This window comes from Streptomyces sp. NBC_00876, assembly GCF_045207435.1.
Lineage (GTDB): Bacteria > Actinomycetota > Actinomycetes > Streptomycetales > Streptomycetaceae > Streptomyces.
In genome coordinates this window covers 8,017,777-8,036,259 of sequence record NZ_CP108800.1, presented here as the reverse complement: position 1 = coordinate 8,036,259, position 18,483 = coordinate 8,017,777, and the positions used below count along the sequence as shown (strand labels likewise).

General features: G+C 71.1%; 12 protein-coding genes. 10 read left to right on the top strand and 2 right to left on the bottom strand.

The window, feature by feature from the left end; translation table 11 throughout:
* Positions 1-198 precede the first annotated feature (198 nt).
* The 7 genes from OG782_RS35040 to OG782_RS35010 all read left to right on the top strand — a co-directional run bounded on the left by OG782_RS35040 (position 199) and on the right by OG782_RS35010 (position 7,141).
* Positions 199-630, top strand: a complete 432-nt coding sequence (locus OG782_RS35040) for a hypothetical protein (RefSeq protein WP_406458035.1) — start codon at positions 199-201, stop codon at positions 628-630.
* A gap of 544 nt (positions 631-1,174) precedes the next feature.
* The gene (locus tag OG782_RS35035) at positions 1,175-3,142 is read left to right on the top strand and encodes an ATP-binding cassette domain-containing protein (protein ID WP_406458033.1); all 1,968 of its coding nucleotides are present in this window, start codon (positions 1,175-1,177) and stop codon (positions 3,140-3,142) included.
* Positions 3,143-3,263: 121 nt separating this feature from the next.
* Positions 3,264-4,895, top strand: coding sequence for an NUDIX domain-containing protein (locus tag OG782_RS35030; protein WP_406458031.1), 1,632 nt, complete (start codon positions 3,264-3,266; stop codon positions 4,893-4,895).
* Between the two features lie 70 nt (positions 4,896-4,965).
* A complete protein-coding gene (locus tag OG782_RS35025) occupies positions 4,966-5,376 on the top strand; it encodes a VOC family protein (RefSeq protein ID WP_406458029.1) in 411 nt (136 codons plus the stop codon).
* A 292-nt stretch (positions 5,377-5,668) separates the two neighbouring features.
* Entirely contained in the window at positions 5,669-6,133 is a 465-nt protein-coding gene (locus tag OG782_RS35020) for a helix-turn-helix transcriptional regulator (protein WP_406458027.1), read from the top strand.
* Positions 6,134-6,138: 5 nt separating this feature from the next.
* Positions 6,139-6,765, top strand: coding sequence for a glyoxalase (locus tag OG782_RS35015; RefSeq protein ID WP_406458025.1), 627 nt, complete (start codon positions 6,139-6,141; stop codon positions 6,763-6,765).
* Between the two features lie 163 nt (positions 6,766-6,928).
* Positions 6,929-7,141 carry a hypothetical protein gene (locus tag OG782_RS35010; protein WP_406458023.1) on the top strand — a complete coding sequence of 71 codons (213 nt, stop codon included), beginning with the start codon at positions 6,929-6,931 and terminating at the stop codon, positions 7,139-7,141.
* A gap of 165 nt (positions 7,142-7,306) precedes the next feature.
* Here the strand turns inward: OG782_RS35010 and OG782_RS35005 are convergent, their stop codons facing one another.
* On the bottom strand, positions 7,307-8,521 hold the full coding sequence (locus tag OG782_RS35005; protein ID WP_406458021.1) for a TerD family protein: 1,215 nt from the start codon (positions 8,519-8,521) through the stop codon (positions 7,307-7,309).
* Between the two features lie 92 nt (positions 8,522-8,613).
* Positions 8,614-8,850, bottom strand: a complete 237-nt coding sequence (locus OG782_RS35000; protein WP_406458019.1) for a DUF6059 family protein — start codon at positions 8,848-8,850, stop codon at positions 8,614-8,616.
* A gap of 416 nt (positions 8,851-9,266) precedes the next feature.
* Between OG782_RS35000 and OG782_RS34995 the strand changes: the two genes are divergently transcribed.
* The 3 genes from OG782_RS34995 (at position 9,267) to OG782_RS34985 (ending at position 18,352) form a co-directional block, all read left to right on the top strand.
* The gene (locus OG782_RS34995; protein WP_406458017.1) at positions 9,267-9,893 is read left to right on the top strand and encodes a hemopexin repeat-containing protein; all 627 of its coding nucleotides are present in this window, start codon (positions 9,267-9,269) and stop codon (positions 9,891-9,893) included.
* Positions 9,894-9,983: 90 nt separating this feature from the next.
* The gene (locus OG782_RS34990; RefSeq protein WP_406458015.1) at positions 9,984-15,257 is read left to right on the top strand and encodes a hypothetical protein; all 5,274 of its coding nucleotides are present in this window, start codon (positions 9,984-9,986) and stop codon (positions 15,255-15,257) included.
* Complete coding sequence (locus OG782_RS34985; RefSeq protein WP_406458013.1) at positions 15,254-18,352, top strand: hypothetical protein; 3,099 nt, start codon at positions 15,254-15,256, stop codon at positions 18,350-18,352. The genes OG782_RS34990 and OG782_RS34985 overlap by 4 nt, the downstream gene beginning before the upstream one ends.
* Positions 18,353-18,483 lie beyond the last annotated feature (131 nt).

Genomic DNA, 18,483 nt, shown 5'->3' with positions numbered 1-18,483 from the left:
GGTGCGGGCCACCCGCCGACGGTCTTTCGCGTCTCTCTCAACATAGCTTCTGTTGCGTGGAGTTCGGGGAGCCGGCAGATCATCCGTCGGGAGGCGACCGCCCCGCGCCACCCGATATGGCACAAGGAGGAAAGATATGTCTCTTCACTTAGCACCACCTCTCTTCACGTTCGCGAATCCTTCACCTGTGAGCGCGGGATGAACGCGCCGGTACCCACGATCGGCGATCTCTTCCCGCACTCGAAGCGGGCCACGGTTCCGTTCGACGTGGCGATCGGCCAGGACTTCGACACCGTCCGCCTTCCCGAGCAGGCCGCCCGGCAGATCCTCCGCCTCTGCGCACACATCCGCCCCCACCCGGTGGGCGCCGCGATCGCCCACGGCGACGATTGGGTACTGATCCTGCCGCCCCGCTCCGGGTACGGCGTCCGCTGGCCCTGGCCGGTGAACCACTTCGAAGCAGGAACTCTGTCCGTGCCGCCCCTGAGCGCCGGCCCCGACCGGGCCCCGTACTGGGTCCGGCGCGGCAACGACGACGGCCGGGTGTTCACCGCGCCGCTGCACCTGCACGCCGTACTGCCGCTGCTCGCGTCCGCCCCGCGCCGCACGCACCACAGCCGCACCGGCTGAAGCAGCCCGCACGCCGGACGGCCACGCCCCGGACGGATGTCGCGGGAGCAGTCCGGGCAGCGGGGATTCGCACGGCGTCACCGACGGGCAGGATCTTCGTGCCGCAATGGCCGGAGCCCGCCCTTGTGGATCCACGAAACACGGGCTTCGCTTGCGCAACGCAATCCCCCGATCGAGCGAGAGGACCCCGCACGAGTGATTCGAACGCAGCATCACGCTCTGTGGACCCGCAGCACAGGGGATGTCCCGAACTTGGAACTCACGTACGGGATTTCGACGCTCCGGACCCGTTACTCCGCCTCACGCACCCCCGTTGTCCGAGCACCTGTCCGCTTCACCGACGCGCGGGAGTCGTCATGCATCGCTCGCCCTGCTCCACCGCCCTTCATCCTGCGTTCGAATCTTCCGCGCCGGCAGCCACGCCCGGAAGGTGCGGCGCGGCCGCGGGCCGCTCGGTGACCCAAGGCCCGTCGCACCTGGTGCCGCGCACGGGGAGCACCGCCCTGGGAGGCAGCGAGTGAGGAGGTTCCTGGGCCGTGTCCGTATGGCCGAACCGGCGGTCTCCGCCGCCGAACAGGAGCTGTTCGGCGGCCCGTTGCGCTACGACATGGGCTTCGCAGAGCACGAGCGCGCCGGACTGGACCTGACGATGCTCTCGGCGATCCGGGCCATGCCCCGGCTGGTGGGCAGTACGCTGCGGCGGGCGTGGGCGGCCGACCGCCCGGCGCTCCTGGTCGTCGGTGTCAGCGAGGTCGGCCAGGGCATCGCGGCAGCTGTGGGACTGCTGGCCGTCAACTCCGTGATGCATGCGCTGCTCGGCAGCGGGGACACCGTCGACCGGCTGCACTCCGCACTGCCCGCGCTCGTCGTCGGCGCGGTGGTCGCCGTGGTGAACGCCGGCTTTGCCGGCCTGTCCACCTCGCGCGCCGGCCGGCTGGAGCCGCTGGTCGAAAGGATCGCGACGACGGAGTATCTGGCTGCGGCCACCGTGGTCGAGCTGGAGGCGATCGAGGACCCGGAGTTCCGCCATCTGATCGACGTGGCCCAGTTCGGGGCCGCGTCCGCCCGGCGGATGATCAGTGCGTGTGTGGCGGCGTTGAACGGCACGATCTCCCTGGTCGCCACAGCGAGCATCCTGACGGTTCTGCACCCGGCTCTGCTTCCGATGCTGCTGCTGATCGCGACGCCTCGGGGCTGGGGGGCGATGCGGGTGGCGCAGGAGCGGTACGTGTCGGTGATGACGTGGGTCGAGCACGTTCGTGCCGGCCGTCTGATCGGGAATCTGCTGACCGAGCGCAGTGCGGCCCAGGAGGTGCGGATCCACGGTGTCGGTACGTTCCTGCTCGAGAAGTACCGTGCCATGGCCGAGAGCGCCGAGGCCGAGCAGAAGCGGCTCGCGAACGGGAAGGCGCTGACCGAGCTGGTGGCGGCCGCGCTGTCCGGTCTGGCGATGGCCGGGACGTACGGGGTGATGCTCTGGCTGATCGTGGCCGGTCACATGAGTCTGGCCGTGGCAGGCACCGCGGTGATCGCCGTGCGGGCCGGATCGGCGAGTCTGGGCGCCCTGGTCATGAACGTGAACCAGTTGCACGAGGAGAGCCTCTACGTGCAGGACCACGACCGGTTCCTGGTGAAGGCCGCGCAGCGCGCCATCCCCGACGGCGGGCGGCCCCTGCCGGAGCGGGTGGGCCAGGTGGTCCTCGACGACGTCACCTACCGCTACCCGGACCGCGACGATCCGGCGCTGGACGGCGTTTCGATTGCCCTGCCCATGGGCTCGGTGACCGCGGTCGTGGGTGAGAACGGATCGGGCAAGAGCACCCTGATGAAGATCCTCGCCGGCCTGCTGCTCCCGCAGACCGGCACGGTGCGCTGGGGCACGGAAGAACTCTCCGGCCTCAACCGCTCACAGGTGTTCGACCGTGTGTCCCTGCTGACCCAGGACTTCCAGCGCTGGCCGGTGACCGCAGCGCTCAACATCCGTATCGGCCGCCCCGGCCTGCACGCCTCGCACGAACAGCTCCAGCCCTCCGTCGACTACGCCGGTGCGACCCCCGTGGTCGAGAAACTCCCGCACGGGTTGCAGAGTCTGCTGGCCCGCATGTTCCGCGGCGCGTCCGAACTCTCTGGTGGTGAATGGCAGAAGATCGGTCTGGCCCGCACCCACTGGCGCACGGAGACCTGCCAGGCGGACAGCGTGCTCATCGTCGACGAGCCCACCTCGGCCCTCGACCCCGAAGCGGAGATCGCCGCGTTCGACGCCATCCGCCGGCTCGCGGGGCCGCACCGGGCCGTCGTACTGGTCACCCACCGCATGTCCGGCGTCCGCCACGCCGACGCCATCTACGTCCTCGGTCGGGGCCGCCTCACCGAGCACGGCAGTCACGACGAACTCATGGCCGGCCAGGGGCGCTACGCGGCCATGTTCGCGACGCAGGCGGCCCAGTACGCGGCCGAGCCCCGGCCCACCGTCCCGCATCCCAGTGCGCCCCCCGTCCCGGAACGCTCATGACCCCGCTTGCCGAGGGAGTCACCGTGCCGGCCAGGTCCCCTGCCCGGCGCCGCTCGCCGGGCACCCCGCACCGCCCGGGACCACGACCATGAACCCACCGAGCGACCCCATGGAGCCAAGCATGGATCCGGAGCAGACGAACACCACGGCATGGCAGCTGTACGGTGCCCACCACATCGGCCGGCAGACTCCCGTCCCCGAAGTGGAACGCATCGACTGGGGGGTCAGGGACGCGGCCCCGGGCATCGAGGTACTGGGCGATCTCACCGGAAAGCGGGTGCTGGATCTCGGCTCCGGCATCGGGAGACACGCCGCGCATCTCGTACGCGAACACGGGGCTGTGGTGGATGCCGTCGACGCGTCGGCGGGACAGCACCGGCGTGCCCGCGACCGGTACGGCAAACTGGACGGGCTGCAGTTGTTCCTGGGCGATGCCGTCGAGCACCTGGAGCGCGCGGAGCCGTACGACGTGATCTACTCCATCGGCGGCGTCCCCTACATCGACCCCCGCCGGCTGCTTCCGGCTCTCGCCTCGGCGCTCGAGCCGGACGGGACCCTGTTTTTCACCGCACTGCACACCAACAGCCTCGGCGACGGCCCGTCCGCGTCGGTGACCTCCCGCCCCGAGATCCTCCCCTTGGCAGGCGGCGGCGAACTCACCGTACAGATGTGGGTACTTACGCAGGAGCTCTGGGAGGGTCTGCTCGTCGAACACGGATTCCTGGTCGAGGGCGTCGACGTCCTGGACCCGCCCAACGGCTCCAACAGCCCGGTGTCGTACCGGCTGTTCAGGGTTCGCCGTCGTGCCCGAGTCTCCGCCCGGCCACGAACTTCCCGGCCGCCGGTGGCACATGCGGCTCTCGGAGTCGGAGCGATCCTCCACGGTCCGCGAGGACTGCTGCTCGGGCGGCATCGAACAGGCACCTGGGAGCTGCCGGGCGGAAGCGTGGAGCCGGGCGAGACGCTGGAGGAGGCGGTCGTCCGCGAGCTGCACGAGGAGACGGGGCTCCGGGCCCGGCCCGATGACGTCGTCCTGCTCGGCACACTGCTCGACCACGTCGGCGGGACCGTGCGGATCACCGTGCCCGCAGTCGTGACCGCGTGGGAGGGGGAGCCCTCCGGGCAGCCCGGAGAAAGCGTGGATTCCTGGCGCTGGTATCCGACACGGCAACTGCCTGACGGTCTCTTCGAGTGCAGCGCCCAGATCCTCACCGCCTGGTGCCCCGACCTCCCCGTCGATCACCCGCCCGCCGCCTTCACCTCCTTTCTGCCACCGCACGAGAAGCCCGCCCGGCCGACCGGCGAAGACCTGTACTCGTCCGCCCACGCACCCGGCGCCGCCGATGCCCGCAGCACGGCCGTCCTGCTCGTGAACGACGAGGGCCGGTATCTCCTGCATCTGCGGGACGCGAACAAACCGATCTGTGATCCGGGCACGTGGTCCCTGGTCGGCGGCGGGCGCGAAGGCAGCGAGACGCTCGACGAGGCCATCGCCCGGGAGATCTCGGAGGAGACGGGGCTGGTCATCTCCGATCTGGCGCCGTACTCACGAGCCGAGGCGACGGGCCCGTACGTCACGGAGGGAAACATCCAGGTCTACCTCGGGCACTGGAACGGCGACGCCGAGACCCTGCCGGTCACCGAAGGGATCATGTTCCGTTGGTTCGACGTGGCCACGATGCAGCATCTGACCATGTGCGGCTGGGCGCACGAGGTGATCCTCGCCCACCACTCCGAACAGGCCGAGCGGTAGCAGCACAGGCAGCCGGATCGGTCAGGATTCGAGAAGCGCGGGTCCCGGGGCCGGACCTAGCATGATGTTCATGGACATCACGATTCACACCAGCGTCCTCCCCCATGACGACCCGGACGCCTCCGTGGCCTTCTACCGCGACATCCTCGGCTTCGAGGTCCGCAATGACGTCGGACAGGGCAAGATGCGCTGGATCACGGTCGGCCCCGCCGGTCAGCCCAGCACCTCGATCCTCCTGGCTCCGCCGTTCGCAGACCCCGGAATCACCGAGGACGAGCGCCGCACCATCGCCGAAATGATGGCCAAGGGCACCTATGGCTGGATCCTGCTGGCCACCCGGGATCTCGACGGCACATTCGAGAAGGTGCAGGCCGGCGACGCCGAGGTCGTCCAGGAGCCGACCGAGCAGCCGTACGGGATCCGTGACTGCGCGTTCCGCGATCCTGCGGGCAACCTGGTCCGTATCCAGGAGCTCGGCTGAGTCGTCATCCAGGAGCTCGGCTGAGTCGTCCGGGCGCATCGGCTCGGCCCCGACGGCCGCCGACATCGCGACCACCCGCGAAGGACCGGGCGGCCGGCGCTCTCGGCCACTGTCCTCACCCCCTTCCCCGGCGGTCACCTCATCGCGAAATGACTCGTGGTGAGGCGACCGCCGGGGCTGCGGCGTTCCCGCAGGTCGTTCCCCGGACCGGAGGCCGCCACAGGCCCCGCTCGCGCCACCGGGTGCTGCTGGGCCTGCCGGTCTGCCGGCCACCGACAAAAGGAGTTCCCACATGTGTCATCCCTCGTGGGGCGCCGCGCGCGCCGCGGCGCAGCGCCTGAGCGGCCTCACGGAGTTGCGCCGAGTGCGCGACCGCATGGACCGGGAGTACGCGCAGCCCCTGAACGTGGAGACGCTCGCCCACGACGCGCACATGTCCGCCGGGCAGCTCAGCCGCCGGTTCCGGTCGGCGTACGGGATATCGCCGTACGCGTACCTGACGGCGCGGCGCATCGAGCGTGCGACGGCGTTGCTGCGCCGTGGCGACCTCTCCGTCATCGAGGTCTGCCGCGCGGTCGGCTGCGCGTCGCCGGGCATCTTCCGTGCCCGGTTCGCCGAGCTGGCCGGCATGCCGCCCCACGCCTACCGAGGCCTCACAGCGACCGTTGGGGTAGGGGCGCCGCCGCGCGTGGCCGGACAGGTGACACGACCGGTCAGGAATCAAGAAGCGCAGGCCGCCGGGGCGCAATTAGCGTGAAGACCATGACTTCCATCGAATCCGTCACCCTCGAGGTGGCCGACACCGCAGCCGCCCACAGCTTCTACACCACCGCCTTCGGTCTGGACACGCAGATTCGCCTGCGGGCCTCGGACGCGCCCACCACCGGCTTCCGTGGCTTCACGCTCTCGCTCACGGTTTCCCAGCCCGCCACCGTCAATGCCCTCGTCGGCGCCGCTCTCGAAGCCGGCGCCACGCCGCTGAAGCCCGCGGCGAAGTCGCTCTGGGGTTACGGCGGTGTGGTGCGGGCTCCGGACGGCACGATCTGGAAGATCGCGACCTCCGCGAAGAAGGACACCGGACCGGCGACCCGGCAGATCGACGAGATGGTGCTGCTCCTGGGGGTCGCGGACATGGCCGCGAGCAAGCGGTTCTACACCGGGCAGGGCCTCACCGTGACGAAGAGCGTCAGCCGCATGTACGTCGAGTTCGCCAGTGGGCCGAGTCCCGTGAAGCTGGCGCTGTACCGGCACCGGGCCCTGGCCAAGGACGCCGGTGTGACTCCCGACGGCACCGGATCGCACCGGCTCCTGATCGGCGGCGACGCCGGGCCCTTCACCGACCCGGACGGGTTCGCCTGGGAGGCTGTGAAGCCGGCCCTCGCGCCCTGAGGTTTCGCTGCCACCCGCCCTGCCGAGGAGAACAGCCGCCGGATGCCGGGTTTCATGAACTCCGTCGGCTGACAACGGACGACGGCCGGAATTGCGCTGTACGTCACCGGACATGCCTCCATAGGGTCTCCCTTCGGCCTGCCCGCCCGTCTCAGGAGGTGCCGTGCCACGCGGTGACAAGTTCTGCTACACCTGCGACTCCGACGAACAGCATCGCCCCCTCACCGGCCCCGAGAAGACCTGGCTGAAGCAGCACACCAGCCGGAAGAACGTCGAGGGCTTCTTCATGTGCAAGGCGCCGGACTGCCGGAATGTGCGTACCGGCTTCGACAAGCGCCCCTTCGACCCCGTCGTCCGAATCCCCCTGCCCGACTGAGCACACCGCCGCACCTGCGCGGCCGCCCCGGACCACCGGACCACCCCCGGACCGTCGGCAGCGGCCGTCCGGGTGGCGGCCCGCCTCTCCTGAAGCGGCCGGTCCCCGGATCCCGCTCTGCTGACCTGTGCAGGGCCCGCACGGGTCAGCAGACCTCGCCCTTCGTCAGTCCTTACCGGCTGCGCGCCAGGTCAGTCCCCAGCCGTATTCGATGTCCGCTGCCTGCTGCTTGAGGACGCCGGGTGGCAGCACAAGGTATTTCGCCTCTCGGCGGACGATCAGTTCGCCGCCGATGTTCTCGATCAGTGCGATCGCAGCCACCTGGGACTCGTCCAGGAGTACCTCGATCGGCGGACCCGCGGGCGGATACAGCGTGGCGACCCCGTGCAGTCCCGCGAAGCTCGACGCCCCGGAGTAGATGACCACGAACACCAGGAGACGCTTGATCTCGACTGTGTGGTCAAGATTGATCATGAGGTTCTCGCCGGCCTCGCTCGAGCCGGTCCGGTCGTCCTGGCCGAGCTGGATGTAGGGCGCCTGGTCGAACGAGCCGAACTGATTGTTGATGGGGTGAACGATCCCCATCGCTCCGTTCTGGAGCTCCCACAGGCAGGAGAGGTCCAGGTCGATGTCCTCCAGCCGTACGGCGTCCTTCCCCTTGTTCATCCAGCCGCGCGGCGGCTGGGCAGCGCTCCATGAGAGATTGACCCGCATTCCGCCTGAGGTCGCGCCCTGCTTGGTCAGCGACACCGCTGGCGCCGCCTTCGTCAACGTGATCTTCGACAGTCGCACCGGCGTGGGCGCGGGCGGTCGCACCGGCGTGGGCGCCGCCCGGTGCACCGGCGCCGGCGCGGCGGGCTCGTCGACGGTGATGCCGAAATCGGTGGCCAGTCCGGCCAGACCGGTGGCGTATCCCTGGCCCACCGCGCGGAACTTCCATGCACCGTTGCGCCGGTACAGCTCACCGAGCACGAATGCCGTCTCCGTCGTGGCGTCCGTGGCGTCGAACCGCGCTGTCTCGACACCGCTCCGCGCGTCCAGCACACGCACGTACAGGCCGGAGACCCGGCCGAACGTACCGTCGGCGGAAGCCGCGACGACCACGGTCCCGATCTCCTGCTCCACCGCGGAGAGCGCCACCCCGATCGTCTCGACCGTGCCGGCGCCGTCCTGGCGTCTGCCCTCATGCCGCACCGCACCACTGGGATGCACCGGCTGGTTGCAGAACACGAAGTCGTCGTCGGACCGCACCTTGCCGGCCGATGTCAGCAGCAGAGCCGAACCGTCCACATCAGGAGTTCCATGGCCTGCGCGCCACCCCAACTCGACCCGGACAGTGGCACTTGGCACCGGTACGTTGGCGCCCTTCTGCAAGGACATAGGGTTCCCCTCCCTGCCCCTCCGACTCCCGCGGCGTACGAAACTCTGGCATGCCCTCCTCGCCGATGACGGGAACTGCCTCTGCTTCACCGTCACTTCTCACGCGGACGCGGATCAGCCCCGGAGGGCTCGAGCAGCTGCCTCCTCCAGGCCATCTCCGCCTCGCTGAGCGGGATTTCGGGGCAAAGCCGTTCGGGGTGGCCCGCCGGTGGCCCCGCGACGGGAACGCCGCCCGGCTCGGTGACCGGCGGTATGTGGACCCAGATGTGACCGAAGGCAACCACCGCGTCCATGACGGACCGCAGGTACCGGGCTAGGAGGATACGCATGCTCCCAGCCTTCCCACCGTCGCCGGAACTTCACCACCGTCGCCGGAACTTCACCACCGTCGGCCGACCGGAAGCAGCGCGCCGCCGGGCGGGGCCGGCGGCCGCGACCGGCCCGGACGGCAACCCTTCGCCCTCCCCGGGGTCGTCATCTGCCGCCAGGACGAGTGAGCAGTCGTGTGCCGGCCGCCCTCATGCACCGGGCAGACCGGTTGAAGCAGCAACGGCACAGCATCCGCGCTGAATTCCAGTCGCGCAGGCGGCCGTCCGAGGTGCGCCGCAGAGGCTTGGGTGAGACCGTGGAAACAGGGAATCATCGACCGGAAAGCTGCCGTCCGACTGGCAGTATCGGGTGAGTGACACTGCTCAGCGGGTAACCTCCCCTCCGGATTCGGCCGCCGCACGCTGAAGGGCGAGTCATGAGTGACCGAGCTGCCTATTTCTTCAAGGGCGACCGCTACCTCCGTTACGACATCACCACCGACACCGTCGACGTCGGACCCACCCGGATCTCCGACAACTGGCCCCAACTCCCCACCGAATTCCAGAGCGACCTGGACGCAACCATCAACTGGGGAGACGGCAACGCCTACTTCTTCAAAGCCGACCGCTACCTCCGCTACAACATCACCACCGACACCGTCGACGTCGGCCCCACCCAGATCTCCGACAACTGGCCCCAACTCCCCACCGAATTCCAGAGCGACCTGGACGCAACCATCAACTGGGGAGACGGCAACGCCTACTTCTTCAAAGCCGACCGCTACCTCCGCTACAACATCACCACCGACACCGTCGACGTCGGCCCCACCCAGATCTCCGACAACTGGCCCCAACTCCCCACCGAATTCCAGACCGATCTGGACGCAACCATCAACTGGGGAGACGGCAACGCCTACTTCTTCAAAGCCGACCGCTACCTCCGCTACAACATCACCACCGACACCGTCGACGTCGGCCCCACCCAGATCTCCGACAACTGGCCCCAACTCCCCACCGAATTCCAGAGCGACCTGGATACCGCCGTCGACTGGGACCAGGTCTGACCGGGACGCGCACCACCGGGCCGGTCGCGGCGCATGACTCTTGGCACATGACTCGCGGTGCGAGCGGGCGGGCACCAGAAGGGCAAGGCCATGACCACGCCGCTGCTCGACTTCGTGAAGCCGCTTCTGCCCGGTGTCTTCGACCGCATCGTCCTTCCGCCCGAGATCAGGGTTCTCCTCGACCACCTCTCCACGGATCTGCCGCTGCCGGCCGGTCCGTCGGCCGCACCGCTCTCGGGTGAGGCCCGGGCCACTGCCGACGATTCGGCCGGTGGGTTCGCGCAGCTCGCGATCGGCCCGATGGGCCCGCCGATCCCGTTCGATCTGCACCTGACCGGCCCCGCCGCCGCTCCCACCGGCTTCCGGCTCGACCTGTTGCCGGCGGACGGACTGCTGGAGCTTCCGGCCGCCTGCGTGCCGGCCGAGCCCCGGGTCGATGCCTCCGGCACGCGTACTCTCGTGGCGCGGCCCGGGGGCGGACGGGTCGCCCTCACGCTCAACGGTGCCGACCCGCTGGCGATCCGGATCGAGGGCGGCGTCGGTGTCCCCGCGACGCAGGGCATCGTGGCGCTCGACGCGGCCGGTGAGGGTCTGGGGACGGTCGGGACCAGCCCGCCCGCATTCCTCCTGGGCACACAGGGATTCGGCCTCCATCTCCCCGGCGGACTGACGGTCGATTCCTCCCCGGTCCTCGCGCCGGAACCGGTGACGGACGAAACCGGAGGTCCGGCACCCTCCGGGACGCCGGGCTGGCAGGGTGTGGCGCTCCGCAAGGCAGAGCTCTTCCTCCCGGAGACGACTCCGCTGGTGGGCAGCGGTCCGATCCCCGTCGAGCTGGACCTCGGCATGCCCAACGGGCTGTACGGACGGACGGAGGCGCACGTCCCCGCCCTGGGGTCGCGCCCCGCGTTCGACGTCACCCTCGTCTGGGACGATCCCGGCGCGACCTCGCTCGCGTCCGCGCTTCCGGCGTCGATCGAGATCCGTACGGAATGGAACCTGGGCGAAGCCGCGGGGCCGCCGGGTCTGGGCACCATCGAGTTCCTGGGCGGACGTCCCCTGCGCGTCACGGGCCGGTTCTCACGCAGGCCCGGGACGAGCGACTTCGACTTCGGCCTGGTGGTCGAGGCCGGAGGCGATCAGGGGCTGCTCTCCGTGTCGGGGCAGGGCGCCGCAGGGAAGGTCGTGGTCACGGCGGCAGCCCTGGCGACGGCCTTCATCGCCGACGCGGATCCCCCCACGGCCGCGCAGACCTCGTACGACGGCTTCGGTGCGACCCTGCACATGCTGCTGGTCGCCGCTGCCGGGCTGAGCGCCTTTCTGGATGACGGCACAGTCGTGCTGCACGCCGTGGAGGTGGACGCGGGGCTCGGTTCGGCCGGTACGAAGCTCACCCTGCGGGTGGACTACAGCGTCGATGTCCAGATCAAGACCATCGGGCTCGGGTTCATGAGCATCGGGATGAAGCCGAGCGTGCCCATGCGGCTGCGCTACCGCAACGTCCGGCTGCTCGTCGACTTCGCCCAGTCCGGCCTCGACCGCTTCCACCTCTCCTATGGGGAGGCGGACATCGATGTGGAGGATCCCGGTGGCTGGCGGATCCAGTCGCCCGGCACCCTGTCGGACCTCTTCGATGTGCTCGGCAGCCGTTCGGGCCACGGCTCCCAGTGGTTCGAGATCGATCTGCGCTTCGCGCTCGACCTCGGTCCGGTCAAGGTCAGCGGGGCAACGGTCCGTGTGACGCTCGGCCCCAGCGGCGCACTGCACCCGGAGGTACGCGGACTCGACGCCGCCCTTGTCCTGCCCGGGCTTTTCGAGGCCCGCGGCAAGGCGTCGCTGGGCGCCGGCAGGCTGGATCTCGCCCTGGCCGCCCACATCGTCCCGCTCAACGTCGCCGCGTTCGCCGACCTCAGCTACAAGGACTGCGGTGGCGGGGTCAACGAGCTGGTTCTCGCCCTGGGCGTCGACCTGCCAGGGCCGATCCCGCTCGCCAACAGCGGCCTCGGGCTCTACGGGCTCGGAGGCATCTTCGGCGTCAACGCCGCCCTGCCCTCCCCCGGCCCGGGAGACGATCCGATCCTCTTCCAGCTGGGGCTCGATCCGTTCGACACGGCCGGCTACGCCTGCGCTCCCGACGGGAGCGTGTTCGGCCTGGGTGTGGTGGTGGGGACCGCCCCGGACCTGGGCTTCACGTTCAGCGCCAAGGGCGTCGTGGTGATCGGACTGCCGGATGTCGCCGTCCGGGCAAGCCTCCAGGGCCGCGTGCTGTCCCCGCGCGTGAAGATGACCGACAGCCTGGGCCCGCCGGAGGAGGGCGCCTCGTTCATCGGCGCACTCGCCGTCGCCGGAGACGGTGTCACCATCGCGATGCGGGGCCACTACGAAGTGCCCGTCCTGTTCACCCTCGACGTCCCCTTCGGCGCCCGCTTCCCGGCACACGGGCGCGACTGGTACGTCCGGCTCGGCTCGGACGGTCAGCCCGGCCGCGGCCCCGGCCTCATCCAGGCCAAGGTGCTCCCGGACTTCCTGAACATCAACGCGTGGGCGTTCTTCATGGTGGAGGGCGACGGCATCCCGCATCTGGGCGGCATACCGGCGCTCTCACCGGCCGGGTTCTCGCTCGGCCTCGGAGCCGGCTTCACCGCCGTCTACGGCATCCCGCTGATCCACGTCGACATCACCGCCTCCGTCATCCTCGCGCTCGGCACCCGTCCGCTGCTGCTCGGCGGAGTCGGGCACCTCTCCGGCAGTCTGCACCTGGGCCCTGTCTCCATCGGGGCCAGTGCCGAGGTCAGCTTCCTGATCGCGCCCGAACTCGGCGACACCTGGGTGCGGTTCGAGGTGTGCGGTGAGGTGGACCTCTTCTTCTTCAGCCTGGAGGGCTGCGTCACCATCGAACTCGGCAGCAAGGGCTCGGAGATCCCCGATCCGGTCGACTGGCCCCTGGAGTCGGTGGCGCTGGCCGATCACCGCTACACCGAACTGGCCAGCGCCGTCACCGCCCCTTCCGCGCCCCCCGTCCATGACCTTCCGGTGGTCTGGCCGGACGTCATCCCTCTGCTCCAGTTCACCAACGGTCCGGCCGACGGCCTGCAACCCGGCCCGTTCCACGACCGGCTCGCCTGGAACCCGGCGGCGGTCGGCAGCGGCGTCGTCGGCAACGACCGCCTCAGCTACACCTACACCCTCACCTCCGTCGACCTCACCGCGATCGACCCCGCCACCGGGCACGAGACGCCGGTCCCCGGTCAGCTCGAAGCCGCCTGGCAGGAAGCCAGGACCGGCGCCCCGGGCGAGCCGGGGGCTCGGGAACTCGCCCTCCTCACCTGGGAATCGGCGCTCTGGACCCGCAAGCTGGTGGACGGTGCGGTCAACGACCCGAACGACCCGGTTCCCGCGATCGCGCACCGCTGCCGCGCGGAGTTCACCGCGCAGCCCGGCTGGGCGCTGGGAGGCCTCGGCAACCGCCACGGTCCCGGCGAGGACTGGAAGCTGCCCACGGAGGCGGCACCCGGACCGTTCGCGTCGGTGTTCGACGTCCGCGCCGCGGCGCAGTGGTGGGGCGTACCGATCGATGACGCGACGGCCGGGTTCTTCCCCTATGTCTTCCCGCTGGTGCTCGGCGCGCCCGCGGTGTTCGACGAACCGCTGCCGGTCATCGGCCGCGAATTCGCCGGTGACTTCGTACTGCCGCACGTGGCAGGGCTGCCGCTCGACCGTGAACCGGACGAGAGCGCCCCGGGCATCGGCGAGGTGCCGGTCAGAGCCGTGCTCACGTTCTCCGAGCCGTTGCTCGATCCCTGTCTCGCCCTGCGCCTGCCCGACTGGCCTCCGGGCCGGACGGACCGGGTGCGGGTCGGCCTGATCGGCCCGGACGGCACCGTGCCGGTCTCCGACACCGGCGCCGAGCCCGTACCCGGCGGCGCGGAGGTCCGCAGCTACGAGGCGCAAGGAGGCCCGTACACCGGGATCGTGGTGGAGTATCACGCCGCTCTCGCTCCCGAAGTCCTCGGTGTGCGGGCCGTATCGGTGCGTGCGCGGGACAGTGCGGAGGCGGCCACACGGGCGGCCCGCACCGCCGGCCAGGCCGCCGCCGCCAAGACGCACTCGGTGACGCCGCGGCCCATGCTGTCGCCCGGCACCGTCTACCGCATCGACATCGGCCTCGAGGGCCAGGGCCGGCGCGAGGGCGCGACCGGCCCGGTGGTCGCCCGTACGCAGAGCTACTGGTTCCGCACCGCGGACATGTCGGGCCCCGCGCCGAGCAACGGCACGCAGTACCCGCAGGGCACCACCTCCGCCATCGCCCTCAAGCACTACGAGGACTATGTCGCCGCCCCCGCCGTCCTGTTGCGGACGGACAGCTTCGACCCGGCCTATCTGGAGCGCTACATCCTCTCCTGGATGCCGGCGGACAAGGCAGGGTCCTGGTTCGCCGACGACCCCGTCGGGGTCCAGCTCGAAGTCAGTCATGTGCCGGATCTCGCCGCCGCCTACGACCACGACACGCTCGTACGTGTCCGCCGCACCGACCCGACCCGAGGGCACCCGGACCCCTTCGAGGAACAGGCGTTCCCCGCCACCTCCTTCTGGCAGGCCGCGGTCTCCGCACTCCAGTCGCAGGCCGATCTGCGCCTGTACGAGGCGACGACCGCGGCGGGTTCCTGCCCCTATCCGGGACCGGGCGCGACGCTCGGAGGCCGGCCCGCCCTCCAGCAGCTGTCCGGCTACGAGCTCTCCCTGGCCTTCCCCTTCCTGGATTCGGCCGGCTCCGGTCAATCGGGCGGAGCGGCCATCCGCGGCGGGGTGTTCACCACCTCCCGCTACCGCAGCCCCCACGCCCTGCTGGCCGGCCTCGGCTTCGTACCCGAAGGGGCGGAAGGCGGCGCGATCAGCGGTGATCTGCGGGTCGACGCCATCCCGGTGGCCGTTCGGGACACCACCGCCGACGGCGCGCTGGAACACGCTCTCGCCCTGCTCGCGCTCGACCGCTCCGCCCCCGCGCACGAAGCCCGCACCACAGCCCTGTGGACGGACGACAACGGCACCTGGGCGCTGCACGGAGTGCTGCTGGAGGCTCCCGAGCCGATCCACCGGCCCGACTCGCTCGGCCTCGTCAACTTCGGCGGCCGGCTCCGGGTCAACGGCCTCTCCTGCGGTGGGCAGTCGTTCCCCGGCATCATCCGTTCCGCCTCCGGCGACCGTCTTCTCTTCCTGACCGCCCGCCCGTTCGTGCCCACCGGCCCGCTCAACCTCGGCGTGACGCTGCAGGACGTACCGCTTGAGGCCGCCACCGTGCCGGTGGCAACGGCTCTCATCTGCCCGGTGCCCCCGGTACCCGGCTTCGCGAAGGATCTGCCATGAGCCTCGACGCCGCCCCGCCCACGCTGTTCCGGGCCAGTGCCATCGCCGCCGAGGGCCTGCCCCGGCTCGCCGACGGATTCCACCTCCGGGTGAAGGCGAACCCCTGGATCGGCTTCCCGGTCCACCCCTTCGCCGCCTGGCGACTGGGGTTCGACGAGGAGTTGAACGAGCTGCCGGTCCAGTGGCGCGATGCCTACGGGAACGGACTGACCGTCCCCTTCGATCTGGAGCAGGCCGGTGGCTTCGCCGAAGGCTCGCTGTTCGGATTCTCCGCCGCCGATCCGTACATCTGGGCCGAGATCGACGTCGAGGACCGCGGACTGCGCGTCGACCTGCTGGACGCTCTGCAGGGCCCGGCCGGGAGTGCACGCGTCCTCGCCACACGCCGCCGCGCGCCGTTCCGGTTCGGCCACACCGCCATCGCCCGTCTCCAGGTGACCGGCGCGGGAACCGTCACTGCGGCATGGGGCCTGCGGCAGAGTTCCGTCCTTTCCGAGCGGGCGATCTCCGACCGGCCGCCGGACCTCGTCTTCGGGCTGCCGGTCCCCCTCGGGCCCTGGTACGCCCCCGACGCGAACACCGACCCGCTGAGCGCCGCAGCCGACCGGGTCGCCCTTGGCGCGCCACGTCGGCTGAACCCGCCGGACAACCCCGACGGACTGCTCCCCGACGACACCGATCCGGACGAGGAGACCCGCCGAATCATGGAGCGGATCGCGCCGGAGTATGTCGACCCGTGGCTCCGGGGCGGCTGGGGAGACCCGGACGTCGCGCCCGCCCGGGCCACGTTCACCGACTCCGTGACGAGCGAGGACGGCCACCCGGTCAAGGCCACCGCCGCCATCACCCCGTCGCTCCTGACGATGGCCGTCGACCCGCAGATCGCCCGCTATCTCGGCCTGGCCACGACCGTCCCGTTCGGCGCCACCGCACCGGTCCAGCGGGCCGATGTCTGGGTGGTCGCCGGACGCTGGGCGGTGCAGCGCGAACGCGTCCTCCACGAGCCGGGCGACACACCCGGCGCCCCGCTCACCCTCGGCGACGTACTCGGACCACCCGCCGGGACCGGCTGGCTGGACGGGCAGCTCGACTACGTGTTCCCGGACGCGCCGCAGCTCATCGGCGAGCTCCCCGGACGACCCGGCGGTGAGGCGGGCCCGTGGTCCGCCGCGACCCTGCTCGCGGTCGCGGTCGCCGCCGGTGACGCGCCGCCCGACCCGCCGGACCCGTTCCGGCTCAGCGCGGCGGAACCCGGCGGGTGGAACCCTGCCGCCGGTCCGGACGATCCCGGCCCGGAGAGCTGGCGGCAGCCGGTCTCTCTCGGCGGGCAGCCGGCGCGCGGCATGGTGGGCTTCGCCCGGACCGGCCCCGACGGCCCCGTCGCCCTGCACCGCTTCGCACCCCAGCCGGGCCAGGGCTACGTCACCCGCGCCCTGCCGCTCGTACCGAACTGGGCCGGCAACAACCGGCGTGTCGTGGAGGACCGCACCGTTCCGGCAGGTCCGGCCGGTGCGAGCTGGCGGGTCTGGGGGGCCGACGAGTTCGGCCAGTGGTCCGACGGCGCCGACCTCGACGTACCCCTGCCGATGCGGCCCGCGCCGCCGCCGCCCGTGCCGGAGGCCACGTTCCGCGCCGGGCCGGCCGACGGTTCGACCGGGCCGCGGGTGCCAGGCTCCATCCTGCTCCGGTACACCGTGCCCCGCCCCGGGTCGACGGCGCCGGGCAGCCTTCCGGTCGCGGAGCTCCGGGTCGAGGCCGACGGGGTTCCGCTCCCGCCGAGACCGGTCGTACCCGGCGAGACCGTCGTCCTGGAGGCGACACCTCGGCCCTTCGATGTCGGCGAGCAGCGCAGCATTCGCATCGTCTCCACCTACGTCGACGGCGACGGTACGGCGTCGCCCGCTTCCGAGGACGACTGCGCCGCCTACGACGCACGCGCCCCACAGGCCGTTCCCACCTCACCGATGATCCTGTGGACTGGGCCGAAGGACTCGACCGGTCTGGCCGAACTGGCCCTGCGCTGGCCGCCGCAGCCGCACGCCGCCCGCTATCGGATCTACCTCGGCGACGCCCGCCGCCTCGCCGGCGAACTCGGCCTCTCCCTCCCGCCCACCCCGGTCCGGGCGTCCCAGGCGCACCCGGTCCATGCCGCCGGCAACCGGCTCACGGCGAAGCGGGCCTTCACCTTCCTCGGTGAGACCGGGGGCGCCCCGTCCGGGGACGGTCTCGTCCACTTCGCCACCCGGATCCCCGGCGGTCTGCGCAGTGTCCAGTTCGTCCGTGTGGTCCCCCTCACCGCCGGCGGCGCCGAGGCCGACTTCCGGGACTGCGGCCTCGTCCCCATCGCCGTCCCGGGTCAGGACCGTCCGCCGCCGCCGCTCCTGGACGCGGTCACCGACCCGGCCCTCGGTCTCACCCTGACGCTGCGCGCCCATGGCCTGCGCCCCGAACTGCTCGGTGCCGCACCGGGCGGCGCCCCGGAGTACCGCCTGCGCCGCACCGGCCGCGGTGTGGACGGCCGCTATGCCCCCGTACACCTGACCGGGGTTCTGTCCGGCCCCGACGCCGACGGTGTGTGGACGGCGACGGTCAATGTGCCCGCCGTCGAGCTGGCCCCCTTCGTCCACCGCGTCTGGTACGCCGACGTCCGCTACCCGGCTGAGCCGGCCCTGCCTCCAGGTGTGGTCGAGCTCCCCGCGGACGGCGGGATCGAGCCGGTGTGGAGCGTGGTGGGAAGTGCCTCGGAGAGCCTGTGGAGCGAGCCGTCCCTCGCCGTCGAGTCGCTGCTCGTCCCTCCGGACGGACCGGGGGCACCTGCCGTGCCTGACGTGACGACGGGCGCGGACGGCTCGGTGGCCCTGTCGTTGGGCGGTCTGCCGACGGTGGTCGCCGCTGCGGACGCCCCCTATCTGCTGGAGATCTACCGGGGCACGGCCGGCACCGCCGCGGAGCAGCAGGCAGTCGTCCCGGTGCTCGGCCCCGCCCTGTCCTGGACCGACCCCTCACCGGTCCCCGACGCGCACTTCGACCTCGTCGTGGTCGACCCGGTCGGACGCCGCAGCCCGGCGACCCGCGCCCCGGGAGCTGTTGTCTAGTCCCGGCGGACGGGAGGGGAGCGCCGATACTCCGGCATGCCGCGGTCGCGCCCGCCCGGGTAGTCGCCCGGACACCCTGAGTCTTCATCACATCCGTCTCATGCCCTTCCACTTGGGGATCGGCGGGCGTC